The sequence below is a fragment of the Pradoshia sp. Z4_20 genome (assembly GCF_058216035.1).
The window spans coordinates 423,434-442,552 of sequence record NZ_JBZAJD010000001.1 but is presented as its reverse complement, the minus strand read 5'-3'; the positions used below and the strand labels follow the sequence as shown (position 1 = coordinate 442,552).

At 37.9% G+C, this 19,119-nt stretch carries 16 protein-coding genes; 6 read left to right on the top strand and 10 right to left on the bottom strand.

Features of this window, described 5'->3' with window-relative positions; all coding sequences use genetic code 11:
• The first annotated feature begins 73 nt into the window (after positions 1-73).
• Both AC4BHP_RS02125 and AC4BHP_RS02120 read left to right on the top strand, forming a co-directional pair.
• A complete protein-coding gene (locus AC4BHP_RS02125) occupies positions 74-1,723 on the top strand; it encodes a glycosyl hydrolase family 28-related protein (protein WP_139892452.1) in 1,650 nt (549 codons plus the stop codon).
• Positions 1,724-1,807: 84 nt separating this feature from the next.
• Entirely contained in the window at positions 1,808-2,677 is an 870-nt protein-coding gene (locus AC4BHP_RS02120; protein WP_066104814.1) for a hypothetical protein, read from the top strand.
• A 72-nt stretch (positions 2,678-2,749) separates the two neighbouring features.
• On the opposite strand, the gene AC4BHP_RS02115 is transcribed toward AC4BHP_RS02120, so the two are convergent.
• Positions 2,750-2,938, bottom strand: coding sequence for a hypothetical protein (locus tag AC4BHP_RS02115; protein ID WP_066104817.1), 189 nt, complete (start codon positions 2,936-2,938; stop codon positions 2,750-2,752).
• A gap of 316 nt (positions 2,939-3,254) precedes the next feature.
• Here AC4BHP_RS02115 and AC4BHP_RS02110 point away from each other — a divergent pair, with 316 nt between their 5' ends.
• From AC4BHP_RS02110 to AC4BHP_RS02100, 3 genes are read left to right on the top strand one after another with little or no spacing between them, the layout of a single operon-like run.
• A complete protein-coding gene (locus tag AC4BHP_RS02110; protein ID WP_066104823.1) occupies positions 3,255-4,568 on the top strand; it encodes a TrkH family potassium uptake protein in 1,314 nt (437 codons plus the stop codon).
• Between the two features lie 16 nt (positions 4,569-4,584).
• Positions 4,585-5,238 (top strand): potassium channel family protein, encoded by a 654-nt coding sequence (locus AC4BHP_RS02105; protein WP_066104829.1) that lies wholly within the window; start codon positions 4,585-4,587, stop codon positions 5,236-5,238.
• A gap of 12 nt (positions 5,239-5,250) precedes the next feature.
• Complete coding sequence (locus AC4BHP_RS02100; RefSeq protein ID WP_066104834.1) at positions 5,251-5,973, top strand: MOSC domain-containing protein; 723 nt, start codon at positions 5,251-5,253, stop codon at positions 5,971-5,973.
• Positions 5,974-6,452: 479 nt separating this feature from the next.
• On the opposite strand, the gene AC4BHP_RS02095 is transcribed toward AC4BHP_RS02100, so the two are convergent.
• The 7 genes from AC4BHP_RS02095 to mce form a co-directional block, all read right to left on the bottom strand.
• A complete protein-coding gene (locus tag AC4BHP_RS02095) occupies positions 6,453-7,214 on the bottom strand; it encodes a glucose 1-dehydrogenase (protein WP_140462046.1) in 762 nt (253 codons plus the stop codon).
• Between the two features lie 1,669 nt (positions 7,215-8,883).
• Positions 8,884-10,611, bottom strand: coding sequence for a ribosomal protection-like ABC-F family protein (gene abc-f, locus AC4BHP_RS02090; protein ID WP_490551175.1), 1,728 nt, complete (start codon positions 10,609-10,611; stop codon positions 8,884-8,886).
• A 422-nt stretch (positions 10,612-11,033) separates the two neighbouring features.
• Complete coding sequence (gene gnd / locus AC4BHP_RS02085; RefSeq protein ID WP_066104849.1) at positions 11,034-12,449, bottom strand: NADP-dependent phosphogluconate dehydrogenase; 1,416 nt, start codon at positions 12,447-12,449, stop codon at positions 11,034-11,036.
• Between the two features lie 87 nt (positions 12,450-12,536).
• Positions 12,537-13,808 carry a DNA polymerase IV gene (locus AC4BHP_RS02080; protein ID WP_490551173.1) on the bottom strand — a complete coding sequence of 424 codons (1,272 nt, stop codon included), beginning with the start codon at positions 13,806-13,808 and terminating at the stop codon, positions 12,537-12,539.
• 106 nt (positions 13,809-13,914) lie between these two features.
• Entirely contained in the window at positions 13,915-15,042 is a 1,128-nt protein-coding gene (locus tag AC4BHP_RS02075; RefSeq protein WP_490551172.1) for a M20/M25/M40 family metallo-hydrolase, read from the bottom strand.
• Positions 15,043-15,314: 272 nt separating this feature from the next.
• Entirely contained in the window at positions 15,315-16,865 is a 1,551-nt protein-coding gene (locus AC4BHP_RS02070) for an acyl-CoA carboxylase subunit beta (protein ID WP_175354280.1), read from the bottom strand.
• Between the two features lies 1 nt (position 16,866).
• On the bottom strand, positions 16,867-17,280 hold the full coding sequence (gene mce / locus AC4BHP_RS02065; RefSeq protein WP_066104864.1) for a methylmalonyl-CoA epimerase: 414 nt from the start codon (positions 17,278-17,280) through the stop codon (positions 16,867-16,869).
• A gap of 157 nt (positions 17,281-17,437) precedes the next feature.
• Here mce and prli42 point away from each other — a divergent pair, with 157 nt between their 5' ends.
• A complete protein-coding gene (gene prli42 / locus AC4BHP_RS02060; protein ID WP_139063836.1) occupies positions 17,438-17,533 on the top strand; it encodes a stressosome-associated protein Prli42 in 96 nt (31 codons plus the stop codon).
• 24 nt (positions 17,534-17,557) lie between these two features.
• Here prli42 and AC4BHP_RS02055 read toward each other — a convergent pair whose 3' ends face one another.
• Positions 17,558-18,091, bottom strand: a complete 534-nt coding sequence (locus AC4BHP_RS02055; RefSeq protein WP_066105640.1) for a L,D-transpeptidase — start codon at positions 18,089-18,091, stop codon at positions 17,558-17,560.
• Positions 18,092-18,142: 51 nt separating this feature from the next.
• Entirely contained in the window at positions 18,143-19,114 is a 972-nt protein-coding gene (locus AC4BHP_RS02050; RefSeq protein ID WP_139892462.1) for an aromatic acid exporter family protein, read from the bottom strand.
• Between the last annotated feature and the right edge of the window lie 5 nt (positions 19,115-19,119).

The window sequence follows — 19,119 nt, the reverse complement described above, 5'->3', positions numbered from 1 at the left end:
ACGATTAATTTACATCTAGTAAGGGAATACAATAACATCCATTTTTCATTCACGTGAGGAGTGAAACTCCAGTATGTTGTACTTATCGAAAAATCATGATCCAAATAAAAATGAAATTCTCTTATCTAGATGGCTTCCCTCAAACCAAACTCCAGCAAGTCTGGTAAAAGAGACGTTTTCATTGCTTAATGAAAAATTAAATAAGTTTTCCCCTCTTTCCATGCCTAATCGGAAGCCACTAAGGGATTTAAAATATGCATTTCCCCGTCTCTTATTGACAACAAGCAGACAGCCTGAGCTAAAAAATCCAGCTGATTTCACAATCTTGAACGGTCACCCTTTTCCAGCATGGAAAAAGAAATTAGATGAAGAGTATCAGCATTTAAATCAAAAGATCCAGGAACAGATCAATGTAACCGACTATGGTGCTGTTGGTGATGGGATAACAGACAATACTAAAGCGTTTGAGGCTGCTCTTGGTAAAGGTAAGCGAATGGTTTATATTCCGGAAGGTGTTTTTATTGTTAAGGGACTAAAGCTCCCCTCCTACACATGTCTGATAGGAGAAGGTAAAGATAAAACGGTTCTTAAATTAGCCAATGAAACACCAAAGAAAGCTATTCTTATTACAAACTCTAGTCCAATCCGTGGTAATCATCATATTCTCGTACAGGGGATGACACTTGACTGGAATGTAGAAAGGCTTCCACAGAGCGATCGAACTAGTTCCGGTAATAACCGTTCGAGCTGTTTAACATATGCTCATGTTACTTATGGATGGGTGAAGGATGTTGTAGCCCGTAATGCAGGTTTACACTGTTTTGATGTTTCAGCTGCCTACTATACATATTTGGGCGATGGCACACGTTCGAGATGGCCGAGCCAATATATATGGTTAGATCATCTTTCTGGCTATGGATTTGGAGATGATGGAATAACAACACATCATAGCAGCCATATTCTGATTACAAACAGCCATATGTGTGATCCAAGCGGCAGAGCTCACATGAAGGGATTCTCCAATTCAAATGGGTTTGAGGTAGATGACGGATCTGACGATGTTTGGCTGATTAATAATTCTTCAACCAGGTGCTTTGGAGGGGTTGAAATAAAGGCGCATGGTACTGCATCAGCTGCTTCCAATGTTCATATTATCGGACATATATCTATCCATGATAATCGTTCCTATAACTTTCGGCACATAGGCCACCATCTCGAATCAGAGCCACAGTCTAAATCTGCCTTTAATATAACAGCGACGAATATCGTTGCAATTGCACCCATTTTCACAGATCTTTATGAAGGCTCGACTCCAAGGTGTCTAGTCGTATCAGCCTATCAAAATGTGGTTATTAACCATTTCACTCTGCTCGGAGATTCGAATTATGATTATCAAAGGAATCCAATGGTTTCCATTCAATATAAATCTCGTCATATCACACTGGCAAATATAACAATAGAAAATTTCCAAACTGCGGGTACGGATATAAAAATAGTTGGCGGCAGGCAGCATACCGATGACATTCGTTTAAGTACTATTTCCATAAAAAACTCAGCTCCAACTGCCATCGATATTGGTAAAGGTGTAGCAAAAGCAACTATATCAAATGTACAGGCTGAATCAAAGATTGGAGATATCGCAATTAAAAATGCCAACCATAAAGTCAAGCTGAATAATATTCATACGGTTGGATATAAGACACCCATTTTAAAAATGGATTAAAACTTAATTACCTATTCTATTTCTCCACCTCTTCGCATATACATTTATGGTCTTTCCTGTAAAATGTGAAGAGGTGACTATTTCGTGAGTCGGATTGCAGAAGTCCTCAAACAGTTCCTTTCATCAATCAAAGACCTAATAAACGATATACTGACTTTTATTTATTATAGCGGGCTGCTCTTCATCATCGGCTGGACACTATATCAATTGTTATGGGGTGATGTGAAACCGCTTCCTATTTCAACTGCTGTTCCTCCTACATGGTGGACGGAATATGTAATTAAACCACTGATTTCCTCCACCTTTCTGCTTACCATATTGAAGGGAATCTTCTTATTATCAGTCTGGATCATTTTATTTTTAATTATTCCTAGTACAACGAGGCAGCTCAAACGTTTCAAGCTATTTCAAATGGAATTTGAGGTGGAGGATAAAGAAACGGCTGCAGTTGCCTTTATAGAATTGCAAAGCTCAAAAGCAACCCTTCTGTCAGCCATGTATTCAGATGCAAGCATCGGAAAGTTGTTCACATTCCTTGATGAAGAAACGATGGAGGTGAATTATTTTTCCGCACTTGATTACTTTTTGGAGGACTTTAAAATCAGTTATAAACAACGATATAATATTGCCTTTGAATGCGAAACCAAGGATTTACATCAGCTTATCGGAGTCGAACGGGAATATGCCATACTTTCAAAAGAAACCGGCGATCCAGAAGTGTTAAACTGGGAGGCTCCCCTTGTGAAAATAAAGAAAAACAGACTTGTTTTCCATTTCAACTATCGCGGAACTGATAAGGTGACCATATTGTCCAGCTACTCTTCTCAATTTGATGTTATTGATAAACAAAATATCTTATTTTTACATTATGCCCTAATGTATCAAGCTGAAAATATTGAGTATGCACTTATGGTTGAAAAAGAAGAATGGCCCTTTGCCAAAACCCCTAATTAAAGGGGTTTTATTTGTTTACAAAAAAAATGCCCTTATTCATATAGTAATAAGGTCAAAGTTTAATACAGATGCTCATATAAAATGTCTATTATTTTGGAACTGTTGTGAATACTTCTTTAGCATATCCTGAACCACTTTGTTATTGGATGCCAGTTCTGTTGGATCTTTTGCACTTAGCTTCCCCACTTGCTTTTGGCTAAAGGGCTTAGCAAATTTCTCGCCTTTTTTATAACGCTCATATAAATTTTGGATATTGTCCATAATGGTTCCCCTCCCATTAAGTCCTCACTTATTTATATTCAGTTCTTTAGAAAAATCGCCATCTATTTGTCTAGTTAACTAGTATTTTTTTTTACGGGTTGATTTTCTGTCATAAACGTAATCCTATAAGTTTATTTTACTGTTTTAAATTCGTATAAATTGTGATAGGATAAAAAACTGTTTAGTGAACACGAAAAAATGTTATTTGGTGTTTTATTATGAGATATAGTACGATGATATTGGCTTTTACAGCAAACGGGTTATATTATGAATCAATACACTAACTTTACAAAGAAGAAATGGAGATTAAATAAATATGCAGCAGAGCAAATCTTCAATCCACTCATTCCGGCAAATATTCTTCCTATACATAGGTTTTATCATTTTATTTGCCTTTTTGTTATGGATACCCCAGTCCAATTCCATCGGGTTTTCTATAATGGATTCTCTATTTCTGTCCACAAGCGCCTTAAGCGTAACAGGACTTACTACAATAGACGTAGGAACAGAATTAACCAGGGTGGGACAATCCATCTTAATGGTGGAAATGCAGCTTGGCGGAATCGGGATTGTTGTATTAATCAGTTACCTGTTTGTCGTGATGGACAAGAAGATTACGGTATCAAGTATGCTTCTTTTATCCAAGGACCAAAACCAGTCAAAACTAAGTTCCATTACATCTCTTGGAATTTCGGTTTTAGTCATTGCCTTATTAGTAGAAACGATTTGTTTCTTTATATTATTAGGGGAGATACGACCCCGATATGATGATTTTTGGGATGCGGCATTCGTGTCTGCCTTTCATGCAGTAGCAAGCTTCACTAATTCCGGATTTGATTTATTCGGTGATAGCCTGATTTCATTTAAACATAATCATCTTTTCCTAATAACAACGGCTATAACAATCTTCTTAGGAAGTCTTGGCTATCCGACATTGGTAGAGTACTTCTTATCTTTTAGAAGGAAGAAAAGTTTGTTTACAAAGATTAATATAAGACTTCATTTTCTCCTACTATTTATCGGTATGGCTATATTTTTCTTTTTGGAAACAAATAATACGTTTAGCGGACTTTCCATTTGGGAAAAACTATCGAATTCATTGTTTTTTTCGGCAACAGCAAGAAATGGTGGGCTTTCAACGATTGATGTCTCACAAGTAACAATCACTACCTTTTTATGTTTGACCCTATTTATGTTTATAGGGGGAGCTTCCTCCAGTACAGGAGGCGGTATACGATTGACCACCTTTGCAGTACTATTATCAAAGGTATTATCTGTAGCGAAATCACAAAAAGAGGTTGTTATCTATAAAAAAACCATTGCTCAGGAAGCAGTTGATAAATCCTTTATGGTTTTCTTTACTTTTATGGCATTGTTTTTTGGTTCTACGATTTTATTAACCATGTTACAAACGCAGCCATTGGAGCCATTGATGTTTGAGGTGTTATCTGCCCTGACAAATACAGGCTTATCATTTGGAATTACATCTGAATTAACACCTGTTTCAAAATCCATTTTAATCATGCTGATGATTATCGGCCGAATAGGTGTATTCAGTTTCATTTATACTATTTTTAAAGTAGAAAAAGTTAAAACAAGATATTTAAAAGAAGACTTAGCAGTAGGCTAAAAAGGGGACATTTTTCATGAAATCATATCTAGTCATTGGAGCAGGAAGATTTGGTACTGGCATCGTAAAAGAATTATACAAACAACATTGTGAAGTAATCGTTACAGATCGCAGTGAAAAAAATCTCGAGTCCTTAGATGAATATTCGACTCATGCGATTGTCGGTGACTTTCGTGATCCGCTTGTTCTCGATGAACTGAAAATCGATCAATTCAATGCGGTCTTTGTTGCAATTGGCTCTGATGCCTTTTCGGCCATTTTAATTACAAAAAAACTGAAAGAAAGAAAAGCAAAAAAAATCATCGCCAAGGCTAACAATCGAGAAATCGGGGAAATTTTAAAAAGCCTTGGTGCCGATCGTATTATCCTTCCAGAGGAAGAAGCTGGTCGGAAAGTGGCACGTCAGGAATTATTAACAGGTGTCATTGAATATATTGAAATCACGAAGGATATTTCTGCAATTGAAATGCAAGTACCTGAAACGATGCATGGAAAGTCATTGAACGAATTGAATTTTTCAAGAAAATTCGATATTACGGTGTCCTTAGTCCTTCGTAATGGACAGCCAATATTATCGCATTTTGCGGATCTCAAATTACAAGAAGGAGACGACTTTTTACTGATTGGTTCAAATACCAGTATCGAGAAGTTCAAAAAGAAATATAAATAAAGGCGGGTTGCTATGTTAATCGGGCACGTGAAAGCAATTATGCGCCACCCTGTTAAATCCTTTACAGGTGAACATGTTCAGGAATCTAATGTAATGCCCTATGGTCTTTATGGGGATCGCAGTCATGCTTATATAGACAATAGCCGTACAAATAAATTTCTGACCATCACTCAGGCTCCAATCATGGCAAGTTACCAAGCATCCTTTATGGGTCCTGACAGCTTGGATACCTATCCACCCATCGAAGTAGTCACGCCATCAGGAAAAAGAGTAACGTGGAATCACCCTGGATTGATTAAGGACCTAGAAACGGCAGCAAACAGGAGTATTACTCCTGTACAATTCACCCCGAATGATGTGCCACTAGGCGCAATTGAGGTGGAACATTTATTGCTCGTAACAGATGCTTCTCTTCTAGAATTAAAAAAGCAGTATGGAAGTCTGATAGACTATAAACGGTTTCGCCCTAACTTGGTCCTCGATCTAACTGAAAAGCAACCATATATAGAAGATACCTGGTTCGGAAGACGTCTTTTGATTGGTGAATCGGTTGAAATACAAGTTAACCGACATTGTGAAAGATGCATGATTATTACCATTAATCCCGAAAACAGCGAAAAGGATCCTTCTCTATTAAAATTTATTAATAGAACTCGTCAGAATTGTTTCGGTGTATATGCCTCCGTTCTTAAAACCGGAAAAATCCGGATAGGTGATGAGGTACAATTAGTTTAAGATTTCTTATTTTATGCTAGTTGTTAGTTCAAGACTCATAGTAATAAGCATAAACAAGGGAATCCATTTGGTTCCCTTGTTTTCTTATGATTTATAGGAATGCAAAAGTATAATAGAGGATGGGACATAACTTATAAACGATCCTGAAAAAACGAACGATATCTAATTTATCGACTTTGTTGTTTATTAAAGAGCCAATTTGGAAAAAAGTCCGTTCCATTGCGCGCTTACGCCACTCGCTTTCCGTGGGGAGGAAGGCTTTAGCCTCCGTTATTTCCCGCAGGAGTCGGTGGCTTCCGCTCCATTCCACTAAGTTTAATAATGGTATACAGAAGTAACCAATCTATTGAAAACAAATAAAAATCCGACCTATTAGGTGAAATATTTATTGAAATATCACCTAATAGGTCGGATTTATCATTGACTGAAATACTTATATCCCAGCCTCTTTTTCATACCCATTCATTTTTTGAATCTGATTAGTAAGCAGACCAGCCTGCGTCAGCTGCCAATACGACACCATTGATATAGGAAGATTCATTACTTGCCAAGAACAAGGCAATGTCTGCGATTTCTTGCGGCTTAGCAGCACGAGGCATTAAACTAACACCACGCGTTGCATATTGTAATCCTTCCATATCCATACCATCCACCGAACTGGTTAACCCAGTCTCAACTTGTGCCGGTGCGATTCCATTGCAACGAATACCTTGCGGGCCATAATGAGAAGCAATATTTTTAGTCATGCCCGTAACTGCATGTTTAGCCGCAGTATACGTAAATCCGCCACGTCCACCAGTTAAACCTGCAATGGAGGAAAGATTCACGATCACGCCGCTGCCCTGAGCCTGGAAGTATGGCAATACTTTACGTGTACCGCGCATTACACCGCCAACATTAATATCCATTACGCGGCTCCAAACTGAATCTTCTACATTATGAGCGGCCTGCATTTTATCTAATACACCTGCACAGTTAACTAAAATATCTACGCGGCCAAATGTGGCTACGGTTTCTTCTACCATTTTTTGAACATCTTCTTCAACTGCCACATTTACTTTTACACCCATTATCTCAACATCTTGCGATTTAAATTCATTGACAGTAGCCTGCAATGCTTCTTCATTGAAATCGGCAATTACCAGCTTTGCCCCTTCTTCCGCATAGCGTGTCGCAATTGATTTGCCTATACCATTCGCTCCACCTGTAATAATGGCTACTTGATCTTGTAATCTTCCCATTGTTCATCCTCCTAATCGTCATTAAATTAATTGGCAGATTAATGTGTGGATCATAAATCAGGGCGATGAATTCTATAACTTGTAAGATTCCAGATTTATTAACAGTTAGAAACATAGAATTTGATATTCCTATATATTAAACCCGAAAAGTAATTTTTAAGAGATTCATCGTTCTAAATAACAAATCAATAAACTTACTAAAACCCTTACATTTCCTCTGCCCTATCAACTTTTTATAGCATCATGTATATCTCTACTACATTTAAACTATACATGAAACTTTTTTTAATTTCAAAAGATTCTTGATATATTATAATAATTTATACTGAAAATATTCTTTGAGTCACAAAATCCAAAATATAGCCATCTCTACATAAAAGGAAGTGGATTTTATTTCATTTTATTCTCTCTTTTTGGATGAAAATACCCAGCTTAAATTATCTAAAAAACAAGCCTCTATTTATAGATAATTATCATTCTAATAAAATAATATATTTTTCTAGAATAATGAAAGCGGATTATTCTAAGCGACAATAGGGTATTAGATAGTTGTAGTATTTTTAGTATAATCATAGGAAAGATGAGGTGTCAGTTGTCATGTATAAAGAGTTAGCGGATATTTTTTCTCTCCTTGTGGATGATATGCTATTAACGCGATAAGTACAGAAATCTCAACGGTCAAACTGACGGACTCTGTACTTACGATCTCAGAATATGAAAGATATACATTCCCTGCATTAGAAAAAAATCTTGAAACGACACTGCATATTTTCTCTTAGGATGAATATAATTTTGAACTAGGTCATCCAGTCTATGTAGCATTCTAAGGTGTACATATGTAGTTATAGAGTTTCTGAATATGAGTTTGTAGAAAATCAATAAAAAAATTGAACCCCCTTAATTTATCATGTAAAGGAGACTGCCTTATGGGTTTCTGGTCAACTGTTTTCGCAATCATAGTCGCATTGGTTCTCTTCTCAATATGCGGTTAAATAAGAGACAAAAAAAGGATCTGTTATTTTTCATTGTGCCGCTAATCCTTTTTCAAGTAAATGAATTAATTAAAGCGGATGTACAAATTCCTGTCCTCGGATATCTGCTGCGATGTCATTTCAATGACTACCTAGGAGGCATCTCCTTTGCAGCATACCTGAACTTTGTTCTGTCTCTAAGTAACTGGACTACGTTTCAGCTAACAAAGATCCATCACTTCCTGGTTGCCGGTTTATTTTGTGGAATCTGTTGGGAGGTCATAACTCCTCTATTTATAAAAACGAGTACCGGTGATGCTTGGGATGTTATTGCGTATATCTTTGGGATGCTGACATACTGGTATTACGGCAGAAAATTAGCATCTAAATACAAATAAATAAGTACGAGATATAGTAAAAGAGACGACCAAGTGGTAATATCCCCTAAAAGTTAGAGTGGAAAACTAACTTTTGAGTCGATATACAAAGGATCGTCTCTTTGTAGTTTCGTTTATTTTTTATGAATATCAAATTATAGCTTCATGAGTAGGAACGTCTCGCAAATGATACTATAAAAAAATGATGGCCCACAGAAAATGATGGCGGGTTCTTCTTACTTATCGGGCGTGAAATTCACCAATAGTGAACACCATAATAATTTCAATCATATCTGCAGAGCACTTCTTTAAGATAAATGGCTAATTTCCGGTTCTATTCAGCATAGTCTTCTGCTCAATTAATTGTTTAAACTCTTCATCCAATGCACTGTACTTAGAATCGCCGGGTGTTAATAAACTCAATTGACTTAAGACTGCAGCTAGTTTTGTCTCTACGACCATAAGTTCTTCTTCGATATTCTTATTCATTGCTTTTATTTGTCTGACTGGCTTTCGATTGTTGCTTTCAACGCGGTTAATAATCTTTTCATCAATAACCAACAGCTTGTTACACAAACGTTCAATTAAATATTGATCATGCGATATAATTAACAAGGTCCCGGCAAAGGTAGAGAGAGTCTCCTCCAATTGTTCTCTGCTCGGCAAATCAAGATGATTAGTCGGTTCATCCAGTATCAACAAATCATAGCCTTCCATCAGCATTTGAACTAGCTTGATTTTTGTACGCTGCCCCATCGATAAAGAGGAAATCGGTTCGTCTACTTGTCTTGCTGTAATTCCGAGATTAGCCAAATACGTTTTCGCCCTAAATATCGAATACCTGTCATAAAGTTCAAGAGCTTCAATTGGTTTCTTATGAACCGGCAGATCACCAACATCCTGACTTAAGTAGCCGATTTTCAGAGTAGGACTTTTCCATAACTCTCCGCCGCTGATGGGCTCTTGATCTAGAATCAGCCGAATTAGCGTTGTTTTCCCCGCGCCATTAGGACCAACGACGCCAATTGACTCCCCGTGTTTTATATAAAAATAACTGCTTTGGAAAACTGTATGATCTCTATATTGCTTTTTTAAATCCTTTGCCTCCACTATCCGTTTACCGCGCTTGTCCGCCGCCTGAAAATCAAATTCAATCTTTACTTCATCAGCAGGCTTTTCTATTCTTTTTTTTGTAAGTTCCGCTTCCAGCCTTTTTCGCTTGGATTTAACCTGTATATCCTTCTTCTTGGCCTTAACTCGGTAATATTCTTTTTTGCCCATTAATTTTCTTTCAGAGGCAGTGCCATGCTTCGTTGAATCACGGTGTGCCTTTTCTGACCAATTCTTCAATTGATTCATTTGCGCTTCTACCCGTTTGATTTCTTTCTGTTGTTGATCATATTGATGTTTATGAATTCTTCTGTTTTCTTCTTTTTGTTTCTTATAAGCACTGTAATTGCCAGTGTACTCATGCGCAATACCATCCTCAATTTCATATATACGTTTAACAGCCAGGTCCAGGAAGTATCGATCATGTGAGATGATAATGGCCGCACCTTGATAGGATGCAAGCTCCTCTACCAGCCAAAGAATCCCATCAAAGTCTAAATGATTTGTTGGTTCATCCAGAATTAATAAATCAGGTTTGGTTGACCAAATATGTGCGAGTGCAAGCTTTAAACGTTCTCCCCCGCTTAAATGGTCCAATCGTTCTTGATTCCACAACTGTGACCCTTCTAATCCAAGCTGACTCGTCAGCTCAAACATTCCAGCCTCAGCCCCGGTCTCCAACATGGATTGAAAGATACTGGCTGTATAGTCAATTGACTGCCGCAGATATCCTATACTGACATGATCTTTCCCAAAACTAATATTCCCTTTATCCGCTTGAATTGCTCCTGTCATAATATTGGCTAACGTTGTTTTACCTGCCCCGTTATAGCCAATCAGCCCAATTCTATCCCCAGATTCTATAATCATATTTATATTCTTTAAAATCGTTCTTTCACCATAGCTTTTTTGTATTTCCTTCAGACTTAGCATATTCATTCTCACCTCTTAAAATTAACAACTAAAAACCCCAACAGAAGCCTATTGGGGTGTGAACATCGTTGATCAACAGAGGTATACAAATATGAATACAGCCATGGCAGCTGAATCCTTTATTTATACTCTATTCAATGAAAGAACGTGTTATGGGCACACTAATCCAATTTTCAGGCTTCTGTTTTTATAAAAAAACATCGCAGAAAACAAGATTAGATTCTCATCGTCCCAATATCAGTCCTTTACCATTTATTATTTACAGTATATGCCAGCTCTTGAACGATGTCAAACTGTTCTAAAACTATTATGACTTTTCAGTCACTGAGGGTTTGCTAAAATCTATTTCCTAGAATGGATTTCATTCCTATAATTATACATAAAAAAGCAGCTTAAAGAACAAGGATCTTTAAGCTGCTTTATTGATATTATTTAGATTCCATCCATTCAGTATGGAAAATGCCTTCTTTATCTACACGCTCGTATGTGTGAGCTCCAAAGTAGTCACGTTGTGCCTGTAATAGATTTGCAGGCAATGTTTCTGCACGGTAGCTGTCATAGTAGGACAATGCTGCTGTAAAGCATGGTACCGGAATACCAGCCTGAACAGCTGCAACAATTACTTCACGCAATGCTTCCTGATAGCTTAATGCAATTTCTTTGAAATAATCGTCCAAAAGAAGATTCTTAAGGTTAGGATTGCGATCATAAGCATCTTTAATCTTTTGAAGGAATTGTGCACGAATGATGCATCCGCCACGGAAGATCATCGCAATATCACCATACTGAAGATCCCAATTGTATTCGTCTGATGCAGCTTTCATTTGTGCAAAGCCTTGAGCATATGAACAAATTTTGCTCAAATATAAAGCTTTTCGAATTGATTCGATAAACGCTGCTTTATCTCCGGCAAATGGTTTAACCTCAGGACCTGTTAAAACTTTAGAGGCTTCCACACGTTCTTCTTTCAACGCGGATAAGAAACGCGCAAAAACAGACTCAGTAATGATTGGCAGTGGAACACCAAGATCCAGTGCACTTTGACTTGTCCACTTTCCAGTTCCTTTTTGTCCTGCTTTATCAAGGATTACATCTACCATCGGCTTACCGGTCTCGTCATCTTTTTTCGTAAAGATGTCAGCTGTGATTTCGATTAGATAGCTATCAAGTTCACCTTTATTCCATTCGGAGAATACACCATGAAGTTCATCAGCATTAAGCCCTAGAATATGGCGTAATAAAGCATAGGATTCGGAAATCAATTGCATATCTCCGTATTCAATTCCATTGTGAACCATTTTCACATAATGACCAGCCCCATCCGGCCCAATATATGTACAACATGCATCATCGCCAACTTTAGCGGAAATAGCTTTTAAAATTGGAGCTACAAGCTCGTATGCTTCCTTTTGTCCTCCAGGCATAATAGAAGGGCCTTTCAGTGCTCCCTCTTCACCGCCAGATACACCAGTCCCAATAAAATGGAAGCCTTGCTTGCTTAATTCTTCATTACGGCGCTGCGTATCTTTAAAGAACGTGTTACCGCCATCAATCAGGATATCCCCTTTGTCAAGGTAAGGAGTTAATTGGGCAATAGTTGCATCTGTTGCTGCACCCGCTTTAACCATGATTAAGATTTTACGCGGCGTTTCCAATGAGTTTACAAATTCTTCGATTGAATAGGTAGGATGAACATTTCTGCCTTCTGCCTCTTTCATCATAGCATCTGTTTTTTCGGATGAACGATTATATACTGAAACGGAATATCCACGGCTTTCAATATTAAATGCTAAATTCTTACCCATAACGGCAAGACCGATTACACCGATTTGTTGTTTTTCCATCTGTAAACATTCCTTTCATTGATTTATTCGCTATATTAAATCGTATTAACTTTAGCAATTTTACACTATTTTCGCAAGTGCTACGAATTAGTTTCCCTTGTCATTCCTAGGTTTGGGACGTTTTAAGAAGCCCTTGCTAAAACTGGTATTAGCATCCACTTTGTTGTTATCTATTTCTATCCCTTTACGGATAATTTTATCCCCAAACTTTTTGGTTAGCTTTTCCACAGCAGTATCCAATTTCACTTCTTTTTCATCCTGATCAAAAGAAAATATGTCCAATTGCTTAATTGCTTCCTGCTGCTCAACTACTTCATTTGCTGTTACCCCCAATAGCCTGACTGGATTTCCATTCCAATGCTTTGAAAAAAGATTTCGTGCATGGCTATATAGATCTTCAGCTTTATAAATAGGATTTTGAAGGGTTTTACCTCGAGTTACTGTTTTTCGATCCTTATAACGAATCGTTATTTGAACTTTTATGGTCAGCAGTTCCTTCTTCTTTAACCGAGCAGATACTTTTTCACTCAAGCGATGAAGGACTTCAAACAATTCATGCTGGTTTGTTACATCTCTTGGTAATGTAGTTGAATTCCCGACACTTTTAAAATCATATATCGACTCCGGATCTACCACACGTCTGTCAATGCCATTGGCTCTTTCTCTTAATCGCACCCCATTAATTCCAAGCAGCTTTTTAAGCGAAACCTCATGTGCATTGGCCAAATCACCAATAGTTTCAATTTTTATTGATGATAGTTTTTCAGCTGTTTTCTGGCCCACTCCATGCATCTCTCCAACCGGCAGGTGCCAAAGTTTAGCCTGAACTTCACGCTTTCTAAGAATCGTAATTCCCATTGGTTTTTTCATATCTGAAGCCGTTTTCGCTAAAAACTTATTTGGAGCTATACCTATACTGCAAGGCAAATCCATCGTTTCCATAATCCTTTTTTGAATCGTCTGGGCTATTTCAACTGGTGATCTATCTCCGCAATAATCGGTAATATCCAAATACCCCTCATCTATCGAAACTGGTTCTACAAGCGGTGTATACATCCGCAACAAATCAAAAATACCTTGCGAGGCAGCACGGTACCGGTCAAAATTAGGTTCCATCAGGATAAGGCCGGGACAAAGCTTCTGCGCCTGCCAAATAGGCATGGTGGTTTTCACCCCGTGTTTACGCGCTGCATAGCTGCATGTCACGATAATCCCTCTTCTTTCTTTTGCATTCCCGGCAATCGCCAATGGCTTGCCTTTCAATTCAGGATTATGTGCCATTTCAACTGAGGCGTAGAAGCTATTCATATCCACATGTAAAATGACTCTTCCGCCTTTTTTTACTTGACGTTGTTCCATCTCTTTAAACCCTCTTATTCCCTTATATTCACTGTTTATCCGGCACTAAACAATTTTATGTAAAATGGCCACCGGAATAATCCAGTGGCACCTTGAACAAACACTATTATTTAGATGGACTTGCTACTTCTTCAATAATCGCAAGTACCATTTCACCAAGCTTATTAAGCTCAGCAATTGGCATTTTTTCACTTGTAGTATGGATATCCTCATATCCTACCGCAAGATTAACTGTAGGAATGCCGTGTCCAGCAATGACATTCGCATCACTGCCTCCACCGCTGTGCTGAAGTTTTGGTTCACGGCCGATTTTAACGGCTGCTTTTTTAGCAACTTCCACCACATGATCACCATGATCATATTTAAAACCAGGATACATAACCGTTACCTCTACTTCAGCAGTACCGCCCATTTCTGCAGCTGTTGATTCAAAGGCATCTTTCATTTTCGCAACCTGAGCTTCCATTTTCTCAGGGATTAGGGAGCGCGCCTCCGCTAGAATTTCTACGTGATCACAAACGATGTTTGTTTGAGTACCGCCCTCAAAGCGGCCAATATTAGCAGTAGTTTCTTCGTCAATTCGTCCAAGCGGCATTTTGGCGATGGCTTTAGCCGCAATCGTAATCGCAGAAACACCTTTTTCCGGCGCAACGCCTGCATGCGCTGTTTTACCTTTAATAACAGCCTGAACTTTAGCTTGTGTCGGTGCTGCAACAATTATGTTGCCAACAGCTTCATCACTATCCAACGCAAAACCATATGTAGCTTTAATAAGAGAACGATCTAATACCTTCGCACCGACTAAGCCGGATTCTTCACCAACTGTAATGATGAACTGGATTGTGCCGTGCTCAATATTGTTTTCTTTTAATACACGGATAACTTCCAGCATAACGGAAAGACCAGTTTTATCATCTGCCCCAAGAATAGTTGTACCATCAGTTACTACATAACCATCTTTAATGGAAGGTTTGACACCGTTACCAGGAACAACCGTATCCATATGGGATGTAAAATAAATCGTATCAACACCTTCTTTAGTGCCAGGCAGCGTACAAATTAAGTTGCCTGCTCCAAAGCCAGTAAGTTCTTTTGCATTGTCCTCGTAAACGTCTAGTCCAAGAAGACTGAATTTATCTTTTAAGATTTTTGCTATTTGTCCTTCATTTTTTGTTTCAGAATCAATTTGTACTAATTCTAAGAATTCTTGTAATAATCTCTCTTCATTAATCAATTGTCTTCCTCCTATCAGGAATAAGTTACTTTATAAGTATACCGATGTTTTTCTCATAAGAAAAGAGCAGGCGCTTGACATATGGCAGACAGTTTTTCCCTTTGCAAATAATAATTTTGGGCATTCCCTTTTTCAGGGAATGAGGTGTACGGTTAGTATCATTGAGAAATTACAAGTCTTTTAGTCAGCTGTTTAATAATCAGATAAAATTAATCTTTATTAAAAAAAATAGTTTACAAGAAAAGAGCCCTTAATAGGACTCTTCAATTTAATTAAAGCGGAATATTTCCATGTTTTTTTGACGGCCTTGATTCTTTTTTTGTTCGAAGCATCTCTAAAGCCTGTGCCAATTTAATTCGGGTTTCTCTTGGATCGATAACATCATCGACCATCCCTTGACTTGCCGCTACATATGGATTAGCAAATTTTACACGGTATTCTTCAATTTTTTGTTGGCGTACGGCTTCAGGATCAGGGCTATTGTTAATTTCTTTAGCAAAAATGATATTGGCTGCACCTTGTGGCCCCATCACAGCGATTTCAGCATTCGGCCAAGCATAGACAAGATCAGCCCCAATCGATTTACTGTTTAAGGCTACATATGCTCCCCCATATGCTTTTCTTAAAATCACCGTTAATTTTGGAACGGTTGCTTCCGAATAAGCATACAAAATTTTCGCACCATGCCGAATAATTCCTCCATGCTCCTGTTTAATTCCCGGAAAGAATCCCGTTACATCCTCAAATGTAATAATCGGGATATTAAATGAATCACAGAAACGGATAAATCTTGCCGCCTTATCAGAAGAATTGATATCGAGTCCTCCCGCCATATATTTCGGTTGATTACATACCAAACCGACTGTCTCACCTTTAATTTTCGCTAAACCAATCACTAGGTTTCGAGCAAAACTCTCTTGGATTTCAAAGAAGGAATCCTGATCGACTACTGCTTTTACAACCTTCCTAACATCATAAGGACGGATACCGTCATAAGGTACCAATTCAGCAATATCAGGGCAATAATCATTTTGCTCAGTCCATTCACTTACTGGTGGTTTTTCTTCATTATTTAAAGGCAGATAGGAAAGCAATTTCCTTACCAAACGTAATGTTTCTTCCTCAGTTTTTCCTTCAAAATGTGCATTTCCACTAATAGAATTATGCACTTTCGCTCCGCCTAAATCTTCTGAACTAATTTTTTCCCCAGTCACGGTTTCTATCACTTTTGGACCGGTGATGAACATTTGGCTTGTTTGATCCACCATAAAAACGAAATCCGTAATGGCTGGAGAATATACGGCACCACCTGCACATGGACCCATGATAACTGATATTTGCGGTACAACGCCCGAGTAGATAACATTGCGGTAAAAAACCTGGCCATATCCATCCAGCGAGGTGACACCCTCCTGAATTCTCGCTCCGCCGGAATCATTTAATCCTATTATTGGAGCTCCGTTTTTAGCAGCCAAATCCATAATGGATGATATTTTCTTGGCATGCATCTCACCCAATGCTCCGCCAAATACGGTAAAATCCTGAGAAAAAATATAAACTGGCCTTCCATCAATTTTGCCATAGCCGGTTACAACCCCATCGCCAGGCCCTTTTATTTGATCCAAACCAAAGTCTCTGTTGCGATGTTCAACAAAAGCATTCAGTTCAACAAAGCTATTATCATCCATCAAAATATCGATTCTCTCTCTAGCTGTCAATTTTCCTTTTTCGTGTTGTTTTTCAATCTTATCCCATCCGCCACCAAGCTCGATATCATTTTTTCTATCATACAGTTCGGTTATTCTTTCATACATATCCACTATTTTATTCCTCCCGTTCCGGTTTCTCTAGAACCTCTACTAAAACTCCCTGTACCGACTTAGGATGTATAAAAGCTACTTGTGTATGATGTGCTCCGGGTCTGGGTTCTTCATCAATCAATTGAATGCCATTATCCTTTATTTCTTTAATTCTTTCTTTAATATCACTCACTTCAAGCGCAATATGGTGTATGCCTTCCCCTCTTTTTGCAATAAATTTTGCAACAGCACTTGATTCATTCAAGGGCTCCAATAACTCTATTCGTGTATTACCAGTGGATAAAAAAGCTACCCTAACTCCCTGGCTCTCGACTATTTCTTCCCCTTCATTTACCATACCAAAAATCCCCTCATATAAAGGAAGCGCTTTCGAAATGGAACGAACAGCAATGCCGATATGGTCAATTCCCTTTTGCATACAAATCCCCCTTTATTTTCCTATCTTAAATAATAGAGCATTCTTAAAATTCTATAAAGATATTTTGCTCAAATAGTGAATGAAATTTTTTTAGACTTGAGGAGTTTTGCTAAACATAGTAGTATCAAATAGAAGAATGTAAAAGGAGTGTAGCTCTATGTCTAAAAAGCGTACACAGAAGATAATCGTTTATATTATGATTTTTACGATGGTCGCGGTGACCTTATTATCCGGTTTGTCAGCTTTCCTATAAAAAATAAACCTCATCTTTTTCTCTTCACGGAGAGTCAGATGAGGTTTTTTCGTTTATGGCATGAAATAGTCTCGCATAAAAAGAAGCAGGCTCTGAATTATCATAGATGTACACCTTTGTACCAAGCGGAACTAATTCAAACAGTACCTGGACTTCTTGATTTTTCATCCGGATACATCCAGCAGACACCTTTTTTCCAATCGAATCCTCCTGATTCGTTCCATGAATCCCGTAATTTCTACCATTCGTTTTACGTGCATCAAACCCCATCCATCTAGAGCCGAGTGGGTTTCTTTCATCATTACCGGGAATCGACTTTCTGGAGTATTCAGGATCCTCGAATTTTGTAATAATCGTAAATAGACCCTCTGGTGTATCTTCATCATTCTTTCCAGTAGCAATCGAAAATTGATATCTTTCCTGATTATCAACATAAAATACTAGCTGATTGGTTTGTTTATTAATCACGATAAACGGATCCCCGGGAATTGGGTTGGGTCCTAAAGGCCATATTGGAGACATTACTTGCAATAATAACCAGAGTGACATCCATTTCATAAAAAACACCCATCCTTTTTGTTTAGGATGGGCTCTGAACTGTGTTTTCATTCATTTCTTTTCTTTAGAATTTGGCAGTGGTTTCACTGTACTTTTGATTATTAGATAGTCTTTCAATTCTTTGATCAGCTGGAAAAGTGCGGCCCGTTTCTCAAAATCATCGAAGGATGTTGGAATTTCTTTCTTTTTTACTTCCTTCACTAACTTCTCAAGCATCTCGATGTATTCATTAGCGGTATTATGATGATGAACATTATCACTTAAAAATCCAATGTATTCACCAAGTTCATGACTGACCTCATCACCCGACAAATCCATCTTAGCAGCTAAAGGCAGTATTCTCTTTAAGATACTCAACTGTTTTTCACGGAGTTTAAAATAGTGATAGTACGAGGCATCATCGACTATTTTATGATTTTCTTCCTCCAAAGCTGCATAGTAAACCGCTTTTCGAATTAAATTTTCTGCATCTATAATCTCTTTACCGCTCCAGGCACTGTTCCCTGTCACCAAATAATTACTTAATTCCTTAAAAATAATACTATAGAGCTTTTCAATATCCATTCGGTATTTTTTTAGCTCCCGCTCCATGTTCGGCATATAAAAGTTAACCAGAAAGGCAACTGTAATCCCAATGACAACTAGTAAAAATTCATTAAGTAAGCTTGACAATGTAATCGAATTAGAAGCGTATAAGTGCAAAATAATTACACTGCTTGTCACAATACCGCCAGAAATATTTAATGCAACAGTTGTCGGAATAAAAAACAACAGCATTAATCCAATGACAGGAGGTGTATATCCGAGAAGTTCAAAAAATGCAAAGGAATAAAGCATGGCCAATGAACAGGCAAAGAAACGCTCACCGGCAGCCCTGAACGATCGCTTTTTTGTTCTTTGAATACACAATATAGTAATGATTCCAGCAGAGGCAAAACTCTGAAGCCCAATTATTTGGGCTATGTATATAGCAATTGGAGTCCCTATAGCCGTTTTAACGGTTCGATATCCGATTTTAAACATAGTTT